This window comes from Rhodococcus sp. NPDC058639 (assembly GCF_042717545.1).
GTDB lineage: Bacteria > Actinomycetota > Actinomycetes > Mycobacteriales > Mycobacteriaceae > Rhodococcus.
The window spans coordinates 1-17363 of record NZ_JBHXRF010000005.1; the positions used below are offsets into that span (position 1 = coordinate 1).

At 66.5% G+C, this 17363-nt stretch carries 17 protein-coding genes, 1 pseudogene and 2 riboswitches; of the genes and pseudogenes, 2 read left to right on the forward strand and 16 right to left on the reverse strand.

Features of this window, described 5'->3' with window-relative positions; genetic code table 11:
• From ACFWU2_RS10900 to ACFWU2_RS10975, 16 genes and pseudogenes are all read right to left on the reverse strand, one after another.
• A pseudogene (locus tag ACFWU2_RS10900) lies at window positions 1-119 on the reverse strand (glucose-6-phosphate dehydrogenase (coenzyme-F420)); the annotation flags it as partial.
• 100 nt (window positions 120-219) lie between these two features.
• On the reverse strand, window positions 220-1368 hold the full coding sequence (locus ACFWU2_RS10905; protein ID WP_378605240.1) for an LLM class flavin-dependent oxidoreductase: 1149 nt from the start codon (window positions 1366-1368) through the stop codon (window positions 220-222).
• Entirely contained in the window at window positions 1365-2135 is a 771-nt protein-coding gene (locus ACFWU2_RS10910) for a DUF1684 domain-containing protein (protein WP_378605243.1), read from the reverse strand. The genes ACFWU2_RS10905 and ACFWU2_RS10910 overlap by 4 nt, the downstream gene beginning before the upstream one ends.
• A complete protein-coding gene (locus tag ACFWU2_RS10915; RefSeq protein ID WP_378605246.1) occupies window positions 2132-3502 on the reverse strand; it encodes an NtaA/DmoA family FMN-dependent monooxygenase in 1371 nt (456 codons plus the stop codon). Before ACFWU2_RS10915 ends, ACFWU2_RS10910 begins: the two co-directional genes overlap by 4 nt.
• Before the next feature lie 13 nt (window positions 3503-3515).
• A complete protein-coding gene (locus ACFWU2_RS10920; protein ID WP_378605249.1) occupies window positions 3516-4622 on the reverse strand; it encodes an LLM class flavin-dependent oxidoreductase in 1107 nt (368 codons plus the stop codon).
• Window positions 4612-6222, reverse strand: coding sequence for a dipeptide ABC transporter ATP-binding protein (locus ACFWU2_RS10925; protein WP_378605252.1), 1611 nt, complete (start codon window positions 6220-6222; stop codon window positions 4612-4614). The genes ACFWU2_RS10920 and ACFWU2_RS10925 overlap by 11 nt, the downstream gene beginning before the upstream one ends.
• Window positions 6219-7118: an ABC transporter permease gene (locus ACFWU2_RS10930; protein ID WP_378605255.1), complete on the reverse strand. Its 900-nt coding sequence runs from the start codon at window positions 7116-7118 to the stop codon at window positions 6219-6221. The genes ACFWU2_RS10925 and ACFWU2_RS10930 overlap by 4 nt, the downstream gene beginning before the upstream one ends.
• Entirely contained in the window at window positions 7111-8124 is a 1014-nt protein-coding gene (locus ACFWU2_RS10935) for an ABC transporter permease (RefSeq protein WP_378605258.1), read from the reverse strand. Before ACFWU2_RS10935 ends, ACFWU2_RS10930 begins: the two co-directional genes overlap by 8 nt.
• A gap of 3 nt (window positions 8125-8127) precedes the next feature.
• Entirely contained in the window at window positions 8128-9771 is a 1644-nt protein-coding gene (locus tag ACFWU2_RS10940) for an ABC transporter substrate-binding protein (protein WP_378605261.1), read from the reverse strand.
• A gap of 75 nt (window positions 9772-9846) precedes the next feature.
• Complete coding sequence (locus ACFWU2_RS10945; protein WP_378605264.1) at window positions 9847-9960, reverse strand: putative leader peptide; 114 nt, start codon at window positions 9958-9960, stop codon at window positions 9847-9849.
• Window positions 9954-10047, reverse strand: a riboswitch (SAM riboswitch). Its footprint overlaps the gene before it by 7 nt.
• 62 nt (window positions 10048-10109) lie before the next feature.
• A complete protein-coding gene (locus tag ACFWU2_RS10950) occupies window positions 10110-11153 on the reverse strand; it encodes an LLM class flavin-dependent oxidoreductase (RefSeq protein ID WP_378605267.1) in 1044 nt (347 codons plus the stop codon).
• Window positions 11150-11656 (reverse strand): GNAT family N-acetyltransferase, encoded by a 507-nt coding sequence (locus ACFWU2_RS10955; RefSeq protein ID WP_378605270.1) that lies wholly within the window; start codon window positions 11654-11656, stop codon window positions 11150-11152. The genes ACFWU2_RS10950 and ACFWU2_RS10955 overlap by 4 nt, the downstream gene beginning before the upstream one ends.
• Entirely contained in the window at window positions 11653-12786 is a 1134-nt protein-coding gene (locus tag ACFWU2_RS10960; RefSeq protein ID WP_378605273.1) for an FAD-dependent oxidoreductase, read from the reverse strand. Before ACFWU2_RS10960 ends, ACFWU2_RS10955 begins: the two co-directional genes overlap by 4 nt.
• Before the next feature lie 22 nt (window positions 12787-12808).
• Window positions 12809-13777, reverse strand: coding sequence for an ABC transporter substrate-binding protein (locus tag ACFWU2_RS10965; RefSeq protein WP_378605276.1), 969 nt, complete (start codon window positions 13775-13777; stop codon window positions 12809-12811).
• Between the two features lie 62 nt (window positions 13778-13839).
• Window positions 13840-14622, reverse strand: coding sequence for an amino acid ABC transporter ATP-binding protein (locus ACFWU2_RS10970; protein WP_378605279.1), 783 nt, complete (start codon window positions 14620-14622; stop codon window positions 13840-13842).
• Window positions 14619-15590, reverse strand: coding sequence for an amino acid ABC transporter permease (locus ACFWU2_RS10975; RefSeq protein ID WP_378605281.1), 972 nt, complete (start codon window positions 15588-15590; stop codon window positions 14619-14621). The genes ACFWU2_RS10970 and ACFWU2_RS10975 overlap by 4 nt, the downstream gene beginning before the upstream one ends.
• A 40-nt stretch (window positions 15591-15630) precedes the next feature.
• Window positions 15631-15724: riboswitch (SAM riboswitch) on the reverse strand.
• A gap of 155 nt (window positions 15725-15879) precedes the next feature.
• Here ACFWU2_RS10975 and ACFWU2_RS10980 point away from each other — a divergent pair.
• Both ACFWU2_RS10980 and ACFWU2_RS10985 read left to right on the forward strand, forming a co-directional pair.
• On the forward strand, window positions 15880-16527 hold the full coding sequence (locus tag ACFWU2_RS10980) for a DUF998 domain-containing protein (protein ID WP_378605284.1): 648 nt from the start codon (window positions 15880-15882) through the stop codon (window positions 16525-16527).
• 53 nt (window positions 16528-16580) lie between these two features.
• The gene (locus ACFWU2_RS10985) at window positions 16581-17354 is read left to right on the forward strand and encodes a sulfite exporter TauE/SafE family protein (RefSeq protein WP_378605286.1); all 774 of its coding nucleotides are present in this window, start codon (window positions 16581-16583) and stop codon (window positions 17352-17354) included.
• The last annotated feature ends 9 nt before the right edge of the window (window positions 17355-17363 follow it).

A 17363-nucleotide genomic window follows, 5' to 3' on the forward strand; every position in this document is an offset into this window, starting at 1 on the left:
TCCGACACCGTCGCCGAATCCATCCCGTGCGCCTCCGCGAGCACCCCGAGTTCGACCAGCTCACGCGGCCCGAACTGCTCCGCCGACGCCTTGTAACCCAGCTTCAGTTCCTGTGCCACCGAAATCCTCCGACCGTCGTAGTGCAAGTTCCCCCGAGTATGCCCCTCTGGTCGAGACCGGTGTGGTGCCCGAAACGCCCCCGTGGAAACCGGATGCCGGTCAGGCGGCGCGCAGTTTCCGCAATCCCCACTCGCGCGCCAGCAGTTCGTAGGACCGCAAACGGTCCTCGTGCTTGTGCGTCACCGACGTCACCACCAGTTCGTCGGCGCCGGTCACGCGCCGCAACGAGTCGAGGTGTTCGGCGACCACGTCCGGCGATCCGACGAACTGGGTGATCAGCCGATCGTCGACGACGGCGCGTTGCTCGTCGGTGAGGGGCGGCGCACTCGTGGGATCGGGATACGGCACGGCGCCGTGCCCGCTCCGGATGCTGTGGGTCCAGTGCCCGTAGGTCGAGGCCAGTTCCCGAGCGGTCGCGTCGTCTTCGGCGACGACCGCATCGGCAGAGACCACGACGTACGGTTCCGACAGGACCGCCGAAGGCCGGAACGCTGCGCGGTATGCGTCGACCGCGTCGACCGTGGTGCCCGGACTCACGTGGTAATTGGCACCGAAGGGCAGCCCGAGCCGACCCGCCAGGTCCGCCGACGGCCCCGCGCTCGAACCGAAGAGCCACACCTGAAGGTCGGCGTTCTCACCGGGGGTGGCGTGCAGGTCCGTTCCGTCCGGTGCGGTGAATGTGCCCTGGAGGAACGCGAGGATGTCGCCGACCTGGCTGTCGAACTCCGGAGCCTGCGCTCCCGGTTGCTGCAATACCCCGAAGCTCGCGGCCAGCCGCGACGAGGAGAGCAGTGTCGCAGGAGAGAAGGGCGGCGGGATGACGAGTCCGTCCCGAACTTCGATCGGACGGGCCACGGGTTCGGGTGCTCCGGATGCAACGGCGGCGAGCGCTTCGGCCCGTCGCTGTCCCGACCTGCCCAGTCCCAGATCGATCCGTCCCGGATACAGCGCGTCGAGCGTCCCGAACGCCTCGACGATCCCGACGGCTGTGTTGTGGCCGAGTTGCACGGCGGCAGCCCCGACCCGAATCGTCTCTGTCGCAGCAGCTATGGCGCCGATCAGCACGACCGGCGACGACGACGCGACAGCCACGAAGTGATGCTCGGCGACCCAGTACCGCCGGTAGCCCCATGCCTCGGCGTGACGCGCCAGATCGATGCTGTTGCGCAGCGCCTGCGCCACGGTCGACCCCTCGCTGACCGGAGAGAGGTCGAGGATGGACAGCGGCACCGGGTTCGACGCGCTCATGCCGGCGCCTCGCCGGTACGCGGGTTGCGTTCACCGGCGTCGACTGCGAACGGCAGACGGTTCTCCGGAGGCGCGACCGGGCACGTGGCCGCGTCGGTGAAAGCGCACGGCAGGTTCGCAGCCCGCGTGAAATCCAGTACGACGCTGCCGTTCCCGGATCGTTCTGCACGGAGAGTCCTCGCAGCCGGATAGGTGGTGACACCACTGGTCGCGTCGGTGAACAGGATCTGCAGCGGCCCTTCGGCGTCCCCGAAGGCGACGAGTTCGTGTTCGGCACCGTCGTGGCGGAAACGGACGACGCCGGCCGCACGGTGGTGGTGTTCGAGTCCGTCGACGACCGCTCCGGTGGTGACGACGCGCTCGTCGTCGAACGGGGTGAACCGTCCTGTCAGTCGCCACGCCGGATCCGGGTCGTACGCCGGGATGTGCGTGAACGACTTGAGGGCGGGAGCCTCGCGGTCGTGGATGCGGATACCGAATCGCCCGGTGCGCTGGATGACCTCGACGAACCCCCGATCGAACTCCACTTCCGCGCCCGGAGCACCTTCGGCAGGTTCGAGCCGTGTGATCTCCCCGTCCAGATCTCGGACCACGGTCGTGCCGGCGACGTGCCAGCGTCCCGGCACCTCCTCGAATCGGGTGGGGGTGCCGTCGAGCCAGTGCAAGGCGGTCAGGCTCAGCCAGCCGAGGGGCCGACGGAGGCTTTCGTTGCGCTCGGTGTGCCACTGTTGCCAGTCGGCGACGAACCGGTCGAGTGTCGTGGTCACGATGCACGGACTCCTTCTGTGACGGTGCGCTGGTCGGCTACCCCGAGGTGGCCGCGCAGGGTGGTGGTTCCGTAATCGGCGCGGAAACTGCCGCGCTCTTGGAGAAGTGGCACGACCTGGTCGACGAAGTCGTCCAGTCCTCCCGGTGTCAGGTGCGGTACGAGGATGAAGCCGTCGCTCGCGTCGGTCTGTACGTAGAGATCGATCTCGTCGGCGACCTGCTGCGGCGTCCCGACGAATTGCTGGCGTGCGGTGGTCTCGATGACGAGTTCGCGGATGCTCAGGTTTTCGGCGTCCGCCTTCGCCTTCCATGCCCGCGCGACTGCCAGCGGGTCCTTGGCGTGACGCACCCGGCCACGGGTGATGGTCACATTGTCTTCCGGTTCCACATCGGGCAGCGGACCGTCGGGGTCGTAGGACGAGAGGTCCTTGCCCCAGATCTGTTCGAGGAACGCCAGGGCGGTCTGCGGACCGACCTGTTGCAGCCGGATGTGCCGGGCACGTTCCTGCGCGTCTTCGGGCGAGTCCCCGAGTACGAATGTCGCGGCGGGGAGAATCTTCAGGTCGTCGTGAGTCCTGCCGTACTTGGCGAGCCGACTCTTGACGTCCGTGTAGAACGCGCGCCCTTCCTCGAGGGTGCCGTGCCGGCTGAAGATGGCGTCGGCCCGGGCGGCGCCGAACTCGCGGCCCTCGTCGGAGTCCCCGGCCTGAAGCAGTACGGGATGGCCCTGTGGGCTGCGCGGAACCTCGAAGCGTCCGGTGATGTCGAACTGGGTGGTGTGGAGGTCGACGGGGGTGATCGCCTCGTCGGATGCGAACACTCCACTGGCGCGGTCGATCACCGGGGCCCGGTCACTCCAGCTGTCCCAGAGTGTGCGGACCGCTTCGACCACCTCGTGCGCCCGGACATACCGCTGCGAGTGATCGAGGTACCCGCCCCGCCGGAAGTTCTCGCCCGTGAACGCATCGGAGGACGTCACGAGATTCCACGCGGCCCGACCACCCGAGAGGTGATCGAGAGTCGCGAACTGCTTGGCCAGTTCGTACGGCTCGTTGAACGTGGTGTTGATCGTGCCGGCCAGGCCCAGGTGGGTGGTGGCGCCGGCCAGCGCTTCGAGCACGGTGAGCGTGTCCGGTCGGCCCACCACGTCGAGGTCGTGGATGCGGCCGCGGTGCTCTCGCAATCGCAATCCCTCGGCAAGGAAGAAGAAGTCGAATTTTCCGCGTTCGGCGGTGCGAGCGAGATGCAGGAACGACGCGAAATCGATCTGGCTTTTCGACGCCGGGTCGGCCCAGACCGTGGTGTTGTTGACCCCCGGGAAGTGCGCGCCGAGGTGTATTTGCTTACGTATCGTGTTGCGGGACACTGATGTCAGCCCTTCAGTGAGCGGAAGTGAAGCGGTTGGCGGGCCGGTCGAGACCCAGTCGTTCGCGCAGGGTTCCGGTGACGAGTTCGGCGGCCGGCCGCAACGCCGGCAGCACGTCGGCGACGAGGCGTTGCGTGGTCGAAGACAACGCGAGGGGTCGAAGAACGACGCCGTCCACGCCGCGCACCCCGTCGAGCAGTTCGACGAGTCCGCGGGACGTTCCCCGGTGGAGCACGGTTTCCGGACGGTAGTGCGCACCGGCCCAGTCCTCGAGCCGGGAGAAATCGTCCGTAGCGTCGCCGTCGCTCGCGGCGAGCAACAGATCCACGTCGAGCAGGACATGGAGGCGACGGCCGTTCGCGGCGGCGCGCACGCGGTCTGCGAGATCTTCCGCCGCGCGCAGATCTGTCGCGCGAATCCGTACGAGATCGGCTCGCGCAGCGGCGAAGTCGAAGGAGTGCTCATCGCTGATCGTTACTGCGATGAGCGGCTGTCCCTGTGGGGACCGCGGCGTGATCGACGGGCCCTTGACGGAGAAGTATTCACCCTCGAAATCGATGTAGTGCAGCTTGTCGCGGTCGACGAATCGGCCCGTCTCCACATCCCGTATCTCGGCATCGTCCTCCCAGCTGTCCCACAGTCGGGAAGCCACCTCGGCCGCCTCGTGGGCTTCCGCCCACAGTGACCCGTCGTGCTGGGCCTCTTTGCGCCCGAACAGCCGTGTCGGAGCGTCACCCCGGGTCACCGCGACCTCCCATCCGGCGCGGCCGAGAGTGGTGTGGTCGATCGTCTGGATCGCCTTGGCGACATGGAACGGTTCGGTATGGGTAACGGTCGCGGTGGGGATCAGTCCGATCCGGGACGTGGCGGTGGACAGCCGCGCAGCAATACCGACCGCTTCGAGGCGACCGCGCACGGTGTTCTCGGCGGAGGTGACGCCGAAGTTGTCGGGCAGGAAGGCGAAGTCGACACCCGCCCTGTCGGCACTCCCGACGAGGTCGCTCCAGTACCGTGCAGTGAAGAGGTCCTCGGCGCGCGAATCGTCGCGTCGCCACGACGCGGGGTGGAGACCGGTGCCCGCGAATTCGACGGCGAGCAGCAATTCCGAACTATCGGGCATGACGAACCTTCCCTGGGATGGCGTCGAGCAGCATCTTGGTGTACTCGTGCCGTGGGTTGTCGAAAATGTCTGTGGTGGTGCCGCATTCGACGACATCGCCGGAACGCATCACAGCGACGGTGTCGCTGATGTGGCGGACGACGGCGAGATCGTGGGAGATGAACAGGTAGCTCACACCGAGCTCGTTCTGCAGTTCGGTGAGCAGGTCGAGGATCTGGGCCTGAACCGACACGTCCAGTGCGGAGACCGGTTCGTCGAGCACCACGAGTTCCGGTTGCAGCGCGAGGGCTCGTGCAATTGCGACGCGCTGGCGTTGCCCGCCCGACAACTCGGCAGGTTTGCGCTCGAGGTGGGACGGCGCCAGCGCCACCTGGTCGAGAAGCTCCGCGACTCTGGTGCGACGCTCCGCCCGGGTTCCGATACCGAAGGCGTCGAGCGGTTCGGCGACGATCTCGCGTATCCGCAGTTTCGGGTCGAGCGACGCGTACGGGTTCTGGTGGACGATCTGCACCCGGCGGCGCAACGCCCGCAGTTCGCGGCCTCGCAGCGCGGTGATGTCGCGCCCGTCCAGCTGGACCGTCCCCGTCGTTGCGGTGTCGAGCCGGATCGCGATCCGTGCCACGGTCGACTTCCCTGATCCTGATTCCCCCACCAAGGACAGCGTCCGGCCGCGGTGCACATCGAACGACACGTCTCGCACCGCCTCGAGCGAGGATTTCCGGCCGATGCGGAAGGTTTTCGACACGTGGGAGACGGACAGGATCGGATCGCTGCCGTTGTCCCGGCCGACGCGACGAGGCGCATCCGCCGAACTCGGTGCCGCAGCAATCAGCGAACGCGTGTATGCGTGCTGCGGGTTGTCGAGTACCTGGAGCGCCGGCCCGGTCTCGACGATCCGTCCGTCCTTCATCACGACGATGCGGTCGGCACGGTCCGCAGCGACACCCAGATCGTGGGTGATCAGAAGAACCGAGGAACCGGTTTCCGCGATCCGCTCCTCGAGATGGTCGAGGATGCGTCGCTGCACCGTGACATCGAGTGCGCTCGTCGGCTCGTCGGCGATGACCAGTTCGGGGCGGCATGCGAGGGCGATACCGATGAGCACCCGCTGTCGTTGCCCGCCCGAGAGATCCTGCGGGTACTGCTCGGCACGCAGTTCCGGGTGGTCGAGCCCGGCCTCGTCCAGAATCCGCAGAGCGTCGATCTTCGCGGTGCGGCGATCCGCACGGCCGTGGATCCGCAGCACTTCGGCGATCTGGTCGCCGATGCGGACGACCGGGTTGAGCGAGGTGGCCGGATCCTGCGGGACCAGGCCGATGCGTGCGCCTCGAAGTCGTGTCCATGCCCGTTCGGGGAGTTCGTCGAGGCGCTGACCGTCGAACGTGACCGTGCCACCGGTGACCCGGCCGCTCCCCGACAGAAGACCGAGAATCGCGTGCGCTGTGGTCGATTTCCCCGATCCGGACTCGCCCACCACGGCCACGACCTCGCCGCGAGAGACGGAGAAGTCGATTCCGTCGACGGCGGGGACCGTATCCCGCCCCGAGCCGTACACCACGCGCAGATCGCTGACCTCCAGGAGAGGGCGGGTAGTGGTCATCGGGTACCTCGTTTCTCGACGGCGTGGCCGATGCGGTGAGCAGCAAGCACCACCGCAACGATCACCAGGCCGGGCAGAGTGGTCATCCACCAGGCGGTCGCCAGATAGTTGCGGCCTTCCGAAATCAGCGACCCCCACTCGGGTGTGGGCGGCACCGCGCCGAAGCCGAGGAAGCTGAGCGACGAGACCGCCAGGACGGCCATGCCGAATTCGACTGCGGCGAGGGCAAGGACCGGCGCGTACGAATTGCGCAGCACGTGACGGCGCAACACCGAGTGCCACCGTGCACCGGAGGCGAAGGCCGCTTCGACATACAGTGCGCGCCGCACCCGCAGCACCTCCGAGCGCATCACCCGGGCGAAGTTGGCGACGAGCCCGACGCCCACGGCGATCGCCACGTTCACGGTTCCGAACCCCAATGCGGTGACGAGTGCGAGCGACAGCAGGAGAGCGGGAATCGACAGCAGCACATCGACGATACGCATGAGCACCGCGTCGAGAACGCCGCCGACCGCCCCGGAGAGCAGTCCGATCGCCGAACCCGCGACGAGTGCGATTCCGACGGCGAGGAGCGTCGCGGTGAGCGACAGCGCCGCCCCGTGCACGACCCGCGTGTAGACGTCGCGGCCGATGTTGTCGGTGCCGAACCAGTGCGCGAGGCTCGGGCCCTCCAGTTTCTCGGCGGGTATCCCCACAAGCGGGTCACCGGAGGCGAAGACGGACGGGAAGAGCGCGAACCCTACCGCGAGGAGCAGCACGCCGGCCGAGACCACGACGACCCCGTGCCGCTGCACCTGCACCACACCCGCACGCCACCGCGACGGACGACCCACCGGTGTTCCTTGCCGCGGCGAGGCACCCGTGTGCAGTTCTTCTCGAGTCAAAGTGTCAGACAAGAGCCTTCACCTCCAAGCCGGTATCGTGCGCGGCGGGTTCGCGCTCGACGTCCGGCGCGACGCCCTGTTGCCGGCGGGCGCCGACGATCCGCGGGTCGATCAGCGGATACAGCAGGTCCACGGCGAGATTGACGAGAACGAACACGGCCGCGGAGAACACGACGATGCCTTGCACGACCGGAATGTCCTGCGTCATCACCGACATCTGTGTCAGCCGGCCGATACCGGCGCGCGAGAACACCGTCTCCACCACCACCGACCCCGCAAGTAGCGACCCGACGAGGACGCCGGCGATCGTGAACGTCGGAATGCTCGACAGTCTCAGGGCGTGCCGCAGCTGGATACGCAGGCGGGAAGCGCCTTTCGCCCGGGCCGCTTCGATGAAGGGCTGGCGCCACGTCGAGGTGAGGCTCGCGGCGAGCACCTGTGCGATCACCGCCGAGACCGGCAATGCCAGCGTGATCGCAGGCAGAATCAGATGTTCGATGCTCTGATCCCCGAATGCCGGCACAAGCTTCAGACGGAACGAGAAGACCTGGAGCAGAATCAGCCCCACCCAGAAGGTCGGGACCGCGACACCGAGCGGGGGCAGGGACAGCAGCGCGTTGCGCAGCCAACCGACGCGGGTGTACGTCGCGAGCAACGCAACCGCCGTTCCCCCTACCACCGCGGCCGTCAACGCTGTGGAAGCGAGGACCACCGTGCTCGGAAGTGCCGCGCCGATCGCGTCGGTCACCGACTGTCCGGTCGAGATGGAGGTACCGAAGTCACCCCGGATCGCGCTACCCAGCGCATTCCGGTACTGCGTCCACACGGGTTGGTCGAGTCCGTACCTGGCCTGCAGTTCGGCGATCGCCGCGGCGTCGACGGGAGTGCCGTTGTCGCCCGACGCGGCCATACTCACCGGATCGGACGGCAGCAGATAGAGGACACCGAACGACACGGTGAACGCAGCCCACAACACACCGACCGCCTGCAGAACGCGGGATACGAGATAGCGCACCACGGTTTACTCGCTCAGCCAGGTGTCGAAGAATTGCAGTCGCGCCGACGCCTCGAAGGCAAGATCCTGCACGTTCGGGCCGACACCGATCGCCTGTGACAGCTCGACCGTCGGGACCCACAGACCGTTGTCGAGCACGAGTTGCTGTGCCTGCCGGATCAATTGCGCACGCACCACCGGATCGGTGGTCGTCAATTGAGCGGTCAGCACCTCGTCGAGCTGCGGGATCGGTCCACGCCGGTTGATGTTGCGTCCGTCGAGCCCGAAGGCCGTGCGCAAGATGTCGCCATCGGCGCGGGTGCTGTTGTAATACGACGACTCGTAGTCACCCGAGTTCTGCCGTGCGGTTTGCTCCGACATGGATTGCAGGTCGAGTTGCAGGTCCACGCCTACGGCACGAAGCTGCTGCTGGACGAGTTCGAGGATCGCCTGGTTTCCCGCGAACACGGGGCTGAACAGCACGGGGAAGCTCAGCCGCTGTCCGTCCTTGACCCTGACCCCGTCGGCGCCGGGGACCCATCCGGCCTCGTCGAGGATGCGCTGCGTCTTGTCCGGGTCGTAGGTGACGTCGTCGAGCGCGGCGTAGCCGGGGGTGGCCGAGGCCAGTGTGCTCGTCGCCGGCTCGAAGTCGGGTCCGAGGACGGTATCGACGAGTTCCTGCCGGTTGATCGCCGACAAGAGCGCGGCGCGGACCGCGGGATCGGTGAGCACCCCACGAGTGACGTTGGGCTGGAACCCGAAAGGAATTCCGGGATTCGACGTGGTGAGAATGCCTCCACCGGCAGCCTCGATCTGGGGGGCGTCCTGCGGCAGCGCATCCGAGATCGCATCGAGCTGTCCCGACGCGAGAGAACCTGTGCGCACACCGGATTCGGGAACGATCGAGAACTCGATGCGATCGAGATACGCCTCGCCGTCGTGCGCGAATGCCTCCGATCCCCACGAGTATCCGGCACGTTTGACGAGCGTCACGGACTTGTCCTGCTGGTAGTCCTCGAGCACGAAAGGTCCGGTTCCGGAAAGATCTCCGGCGCAACGCTCCTCGGCGCTCTTCGCGGCGTCCTTGTCGGAGAGCAGACCGAGCTGCAGTGTCGCGGTGGCTTGGAGAAACGGAGCGTTCGGCGCAGAGAAGTTCACCTGTGCGGTGTGCTCGTCGACCACGGTGGTGCCGGTATAGCCGGCGAGGTAACCGACGGCGCTCGGGGCCTTGACGCCGCCGATGCTGTTCACGATCGCGTCGAAATTGTTCTTGACGGAGGTCGCGGTGAACGGTGTTCCGTCGCTGAAGGTAACACCGTCCTTCAGCCGGAAAGTGAACTGCGTAGCGTCGTCGTTGGCATCCCAGCTTTCGGCGAGCCACGGCACGATCTCGCCGGTTTCGGGGTTCTGATCGGTGAGCGAGTCGACCACCTGGCGTGCGACGTAGATGGTCTGGTTGGTGCCGGCTTGGACCGGATCCGCGCAGGTGGGTGCCTGCGACAGGCCGTACCGCAGTGTTCCGCCGGGCTGCGGAATGCCACCACCGGGTGTGGCCGCCGACGAATCGGACCCGCACGCGGTCAGACTGCCGGCAAGTGCCGACGCGGTGAGGGCGGCGACGACGACGCGGCGGGAAGCGGATATGGACGAAAGTGGCACCTGTGGCTCCATGATCTCGGCACGGCGCCGGCAGCCGCGCGAATGCGAGGTGGCCGGGCCGGAGTAGACGTGCTGCGGGAGAATGCTTTACGAAACGGGGACCGCGCGGCGGCGACAGAGTGCGCCACTGTGGCGGCACAGGTCGACGTGCCGGCGCGACCACGATCCCACCGAAGGCCGATTTCTCATGCTGTCCTCCATCGTTCCCGGCGGTAGCACCCTCACCTGCGAGGCAGGGGGTTGCTGCGACGTCGTCGAGCCGGGTCTCTCGGTCGCTCTGGATGGTCGTGGCAGACGCTACGCATCCCGCCGCGGGTGGCACACGCTTACGCTCAGCGTGATCGAAACCCCTACCGGGCGACGAGCCGGCCCGGGATCGCCGCACGCAAGGCCGGCGCGACCTCGCTCTGGAACAGTTCGAGACTTGCACGCTGCTCCGCGCTGGTGAGGCCGCCGCGATCGGCGGTGACGTGCATGACCTCGTGCCCGAGCCGTTCGTGATAGCGCAACACCTTGTCGATCACCTGCTGCGGGCTGCCGATCAGCGCGGAACTGCGCTCGACGAAGTCCTCCACGGTGCCGAAGACGCTCGGCTGGCCGGCCTCGCGTGCGAGTCGCAGCCGTTGTTCGAACAACGGGCGGAACCGGTCGACCGCCTCCTGCGACGTCCGCGTCACGTACAGCCCCGCAGTTCCTGCACCCACCCGCGCCGCTGCGGGATCGTGTCCGTACTCCGCCCAGCGCTGCCGGTAATAGCCGATGAGCTCGGCATAGGGCTCGATCGGGTTGGTCACGTTGGCCGAGAACACCGGGTCGCCGTACTTCGCCGCCAGATCGACCGAATCGCGACTCGTTGCGCTGCCGTGCCATATGGTCAGGCGGCGTTGCAGTGGACGCGGCACTGTGACCGCATCGGTGAGCGGCGGTCGGAAGCGCCCCTCCCATGTCGCGGTCTCGTTCTCCCACAACAGCCGGAACAGTTCGTAGCCTTCGCGATTGCGGTCCCACTGATCGTCGGGGGTGACGTGGAACAGCTCCGCTTGTGCGGTGCCGTTTCCCTTGCCGATCATCAGGTTCAGACGCCCACCGGACAGATTGTCGAGGGTCGAATAATCCTCGAACGCGCGCACCGGATCGAGCAGACTCAGCGTGGTCACTCCGGTCCACAGTTCGAGCGTCGACGTGCGTGCGGCGATGTTGCTGAGCACAACCGGCGGCGACGACGACAGAAACGGGTGTTCGTGCCGTTCCCCGACCGCGAACCCTTCGAACCCGAGTTGTTCGGCCAGCACCGCCGTATCCACCACTTCGCGAAGTCGTTCGGCGGGACCGAGCATGTCTCCGGTCACGGGGTCGGGTTGGTGGGTGATCAGGCTCAGCAGCAGGAATCTCACGCGGACTCCACCTTTCGGGTCAGGAATTTCTCGAACGGGTGTGGGCCGATCTCCTCGGCGGGGCGGGTCACGTCGTACAGGGCGGTGTATCCCGCGGCGAGATAGAGGCCGACAGCTTCGGGTTGGCGCCACCCCGTCGTGAGATAGATCCGGGCGTACCCGCGCAGCAGCGCTTCGGTTTCCAGTTCTGCGAGGACGATGCGGGCGAGTCCCCGCCGGCGGTGCCGCCGGGAGGTCCAGATGCGTTTGAGTTCGGCGGTGTCCTCGTCGTATCGCCGGAATGCCCCGCCCGCGACCGGTTCCCCGTCCTCGACGACGACGAGCAACGCCCCGTGTGGCGGGGCAAACTCCTCGCCGGGGTGCGTGATCAGCGCCTCGACCTGTTCTTCGAGCGGGCGTTCGTACCGAGTGCTGTATTCCACCGCGAGTTCGGCCAGCAGTGGCGCCGCGCGAGGGTCGTCCTGCGAGACTGCGTGTATCTGCAGGCGGCGGGTATCGCTCACCGGGCCACCACACCGACGCGGGCACCGACACGGAACACATCCGGTGAGACGGCGGTTCCGTCGACGAGTCCCGTCACCAGTTCTCCGACCGCGGGTGCGAACTTGAATCCGTGTCCGGAAAACCCTGCGGCGACGGTGACATCACCGATCCGGTCGATCACGAAGTTGCTGTCCGGTGTCGTGGTGTACAGGCAGGTGTCGGCGACGACGGTGCCGGGGTCGACGCCTGGAAGCCAGGTCTCCGCATACTCGACGAGTCGCCGGACGCCGTCCGGATCGGGTGCGAAGGTACGGGTCCTGGGGTCCACTTCCGGCCCGGTGCCGTGTTCGCCTATCTTGATTCCGTCGTCCGACCCGAGGCCGTAGATCCCCTCGGTCACCAGACCCGCACCCGGATGGTGGACGAAACTGGGCCAATCGTCGGGTGCGAGGGGAGCAAAATGGGCCGGTTGCTCCTGGGTGGTGCGCAATCGGGGAAGATCCGGGACCGGTGCGATACCTCCCTCGGAAAGGAGTCGCGACGACCACGCTCCGGCGGCGATCACGACATGGCCCGTCCGTACCACATCGCTGTCGGTGATCACTTCGACGCACCCGGCGACACGGCGCAGTTCCCGCACCGTGGCGCAGAACCGGACGTCGGCGCCCTCGAGCGCGGCCGCCCGATGGAGTGCCACGACCGCACGGTCCGCGTGCAACCTGCCGGCACCGGGGTGATGCACCACCGTCGTATCGAATCGGATCCCGGGCCAGCGTTTCTCGGCCGCGGCAGGCTCGAGGACTTCGGCATCGATTCGCAGCGCGTCCAGTACCCGGGCGCGAGACAGGACCGTGGCCGGTGAGCCGTGGTCGACCGCGCCGGTCAGGGTGAGCAACTCGTGCCCTGTCGCGTCCTGGAGTTGCCGCCACAGGGGCAATGCCGAGGCGGCGAACGCGGTGTAGAACTCCCCGTCGTAAGCCTGCCGGTAGATGCGTGAACTTCCGTGCGATGCGCCCCGCCGGTGGCCCTGCTCGAACTGCTCTAGCAGGACCACCGAGCGGCCACGGGCAGCGAGACGCCATGCGGCGCTCGATCCGATGACACCGCCACCGATCACCACGGCGTCGACCCGTGAATTCGCCCGACTCATGTTCTCTCCTTCAGATTCCGAGTCAGGAAGCGGTCTTGGGCAACCCCGGAGGGTTGATCCGTGAGTCGGCCACGGCCTCGCTGGTGATACCCCATCGCTCGAGGACCTGCGTGTACGTCCCGTTCTCGATGATGTGGTCGAGGGCCTCGTTGATCGCCTGGATCAACCCGTTGTCCTTCTTCGTCAGTACCGCGATCTCGCCCTGGAGGTCCGACCCCGCGCCGGAGAACGTCCCTGCCACTTCGGTTTCGCCCGTTTGCAGAGCGTGGAAGGCGGAGGTGGGGTTGGGGCCGACGTATGCGTCGATGCGACCCGAGCCGAGCGCGAGGTAGTAGTCGACCGCGTTCTGGTAGTAGAGGATGTCGGCCGGTGCAAGACCTGCCTCGATGTTCTGCTCGTTCCACTCGACGAGCAGTGCTTCCTGGTTGGTACCCGAACCGACACCGATCGTGAGCCCGGCGATGTCCTTCGCGCCGTCGAAGGTGATGCCGCTGTCCTTCTTCACCTCGACAGCGAGGCTGTCGAGGCGGTAGGTCGCGAAGTCGTACTTCTCCTTGCGTTCCTCCGTCACGGTGACGTTGGAGATGAACACATCGGCCTCCCCGGAATCGACGCGCACGAAGTTCTGCGCCCAGTCGGCGGCGGTCAACTCGATATCGAGGTCGAGCACGTCCCCGATCAGATAGGCGAAGTCGGTTTCGGACCCGATGATCGTGGTGTCGTCGTCGGCGTAGAAGCGCAACGGTGGAGCGGTGCCGGCGGCGCCTGTCACGATCAGGGTGCCGCGGTCGCGGATCGCCTGCGGTACCTTCGCGGCGATCTCGTCGACCTTGTCGGTCGTGATGCGGTTCTGGTAGGCGGTGAGGTTGTAGCCGGCAGCGGTCGCGGCGTCAGCCTGATCGGGGCCCGAACTGCAGGCGGCGGTACCCAGCACCGCTGCAGCGGTGACGGTGGATGCGAGCAATCTGAGACGGCGGGACGAGGCGAACATCATTACCTTCCATGGGGGGGATATGAGCAGTCGAGTGAATGCGGAGCGATGGTTCGGGCTGTTCAGAGGACCTTCGACAGAAATGCCCGTGTGCGTTCGTGCCGGGGCCGATCCAGGATGTCCGCGGGGGTTCCCTGCTCGACGATCACACCGCCATCCATGAACACGACCGTGTCGGCAACCTCGCGTGCGAAGCCGATCTCGTGGGTCACGATCACCAGAGTGGATCCACCGCGTGCGAGGTCTCGGATCACTTCGAGCACCTCACCGACCAGTTCGGGGTCGAGCGCGGACGTGGGTTCGTCGAACAGGATGACGGCGGGCCGGAGTGCGAGGGCGCGGGCGATCGCCACGCGCTGTTGCTGACCTCCGGACAGTTGCTTGGGGAAATCGTGGATCTTGTCCCCCACCCCGACCCGATCGAGCAGTCCGCGTGCTTCTGCCTCCACCTCGCCGCGGTCACGGCGCTGCGCGGACAGCGGTGCCTCGACTACGTTTTCGAGCACGGTCAGATGCGGGAAAAGGTTGAAACTCTGGAACACGAACCCGATCCTCGACCGCTGGCGCAGGATGTCGCGGGTACGCAATTCGTGGAGTTTGTTGCCGCGACGCCGGTAGCCCATGAGTTCACCGTCGATGCGGACAGTGCCCCGGTCCACCTTCTCGAGATGGTTCAGGGTCCGCAGCAACGTGGACTTGCCGGAGCCCGACGGCCCCAGGATCACCGTGACTTCTCCCCGACGGACCTGCAGGTCCACCCCCTCGAGCACGGGGAGTGTTCCGAACGATTTGTAGACACCTCGCACGTCGACGGCATAGGGGACGCGTTCGTCGTCAGAGGTCATCGGGTCGCTCCCCGGGGTGCGCCGACGCCGCTGTCGCGGATCTCCCGGTACTTCGCGGTGACCTTCTGCCACGGCGTGAGGGGCAGCGCTCGGGCGGAGCCTCGCGCGTAGTGTCGCTCCACGTAGTACTGCATGATCGACAGGAATGTCGTCAGGATGATGTACCAGACGGTCGCGACCATGAGCAGCGGAACGACGCGTCCGTTGCGGCCGAAAACGACCTGGACTTGGTAGAACAGTTCGGCGATCGCCATGGTCGAGACAATCGACGTGCCCTTGAACAGGCTGATCACCTCGTTGGCCGCGTTGGGCAGGATCGAACGCATCGCTTGTGGCAGAACAATTCTGAAGAACTGCCGTCCGCGCGGGATACCGAGAGCGTTGGCAGCTTCGACCTGGCCGTGATCCACCGAAATGATGCCGGCACGAATGATTTCCGCGGAGTATGCGGCCTGGTGCAGCGCCAAGCCCAGGACCGCGGCCGTGAATCCGGAGATCACGCCTGTGACGTTGAACGAGAAGAAGCCCGGTCCGAAAGGCACACCGACGGACAACGTTCGATACAGGTACGCAATGTTGAACCAGAACAGCAGTTGGACGATCAACGGAATCGACCGGAAGGCCCAGATATAGGTCCACGAGACGACCTGCAGCACTGGGTTGTTCGACAATCGTCCCACTGCCAGGAGGGCACCGAGCGCGAACCCCAGGATTGTCCCCCAGAGTGTCAGCTTGATCGTCATCCACAGCGCGGCGAGCACGGACGTCGCGGTGAAGTACTGAGCGAAAGTCGGCCAGTCCCAGCCCGGGTTGGTCGCGAGACCGTGCGCGAACTGTGCAACGACGATCAGCACGGCGGCACTGGTGACCCAACGCCACGGGTGCCGGGTGGGAGCGACGACGAGATCCGAGTCGTCGAGATGCTCGGGGACCGGGGTGGTCGTGCGGATTTCGGTAGGCGCGCTCACACCGACCCACTGCGGGCAGGAGACATCATGGTGGATCTTCCTTCCATCGGTCCCGGCGGTAGCACCCGCACCCGATGTCGGGAGGGTTGCTGCGACGTCAGGGAGCCGGGTCTCTCGGTCGCTCTGGATGGGACTGCGCGGAACAGAAGAATCGGGCATACATGGGGACTGCGATGAACTGTGGACCAGGAGAACGCTGCGCACACCTATTCGAATCGACCTGATTTCAAGCCTCGCGGAACATTCCAATCCGCACCGCGGAAGCCGCTGGTGCGCAACGATGGAGCACGTGGGCAGCGTCGAACGAGTAACTATCACCGCGTCCGGGCCGAGCCGCGCGTATCGCGGGGCACCCTGGTGGGCAGTAGCTTCGGCCGTGCTCGCCCCTGTTGCACTGACCGCGGGCTGGGTGGTCGCGGGCACGGTACAACCACCGGAGTACAGCGCTGTGCGGCAGAGCCTGAGCACGCTCGCCGGGCACGGTGGAGCCGAACGCTGGATCATGACGACGTCGCTGTTCGTGCTCGGCGCGTGCCATGTGGTCACGGCGCTCGGACTGAGCGCACTGCGTCCCGCCGCACGACTGGTCCTCGGCGGGGCGGGAATCTCCGGGATCGCCCTCGCGGCACTTCCGCAACCGGCGAACGGATCTGCCACGCCGCACGTGGTCAGTGTCGTCGTCGGCTCGATCCTGATCGCGACATTCCCCGCGTTCGTCGGGTCTCGCAGCCGTCCGCAGTCGTTCGCACTCAGCGTCCGCGGATCGGCCCTCGCGACCACGGTGTTCGTGGCACTGACCGTGGCGTTCCTGATCTCGGCGCAGGGTGGGCAGTATTTCGGGCTGGTCGAGCGGGTGGGCTTGACGCCCGAGACGATATGGCCCCTTGTCGTCGTCCTCGCCTTACGGCGTAGTGCGCGCCAGGATGCGGGCACCTAGACCGACCGGAAGCCGCCTCGACCCTGTCCCGGCGCCTCCGTAGACTCCGAGCAGTGACGCCGCTGGAGTTGTTTCTCGTTGCCCTCGCCGGCCTCGGCGCCGGTGCGATCAACTCGCTGGTCGGCTCCGGAACCCTCATCACCTTCCCGACCCTCATCACATTCGGGGTCCCGCCCGTCACCGCGACCATGTCGAATGCGATCGGACTCGTCGCGGGCGGTGTGTCGGGAACGTGGGGTTATCGGCGCGAGTTACGCGGCCAGTGGCCGACGTTGCGATGGCAGATCCCCGCGTCGATCAGCGGCGCGTTGATCGGGTCGTGGCTTCTGCTGCATCTGCCGGAGACGGTGTTCGAGACCGTCGTGCCGGTCTTGCTGGTCCTGGCGCTCGTCCTCGTCGTGCTGCAACCACAGATCCAGAAATGGGTACTACGACGCACCGACGGCGATCCGGACGGGCGGATCGGCCCGGTCCGGATGACCCTGCTGGTGGTAGGCACTTTCGCCGTCGGCATCTACGGCGGGTACTTCACGGCCGCACAGGGCATCCTGTTGATGGGTTTGTTCGGTGCCCTCCTTACCGAACATATCCAGCGTCAGAACGCCACGAAGAATCTGCTCTCGCTGATCGTGAACATCGTCGCGGCAAGCGCGTACATTCTCGTGGCGTTCGAACGCATCGACTGGACTGTGGCCGCATTGATCGCCGTGGGCTCGCTGATCGGCGGATACCTCGGTGCCCGGTTCGGTCGCCGCTTGTCCCCCACGGTGTTACGGGCGGTCATCGTGACCGTCGGGCTCGTCGGTCTCTACCGGCTGCTCGCCTGACGACCGGGC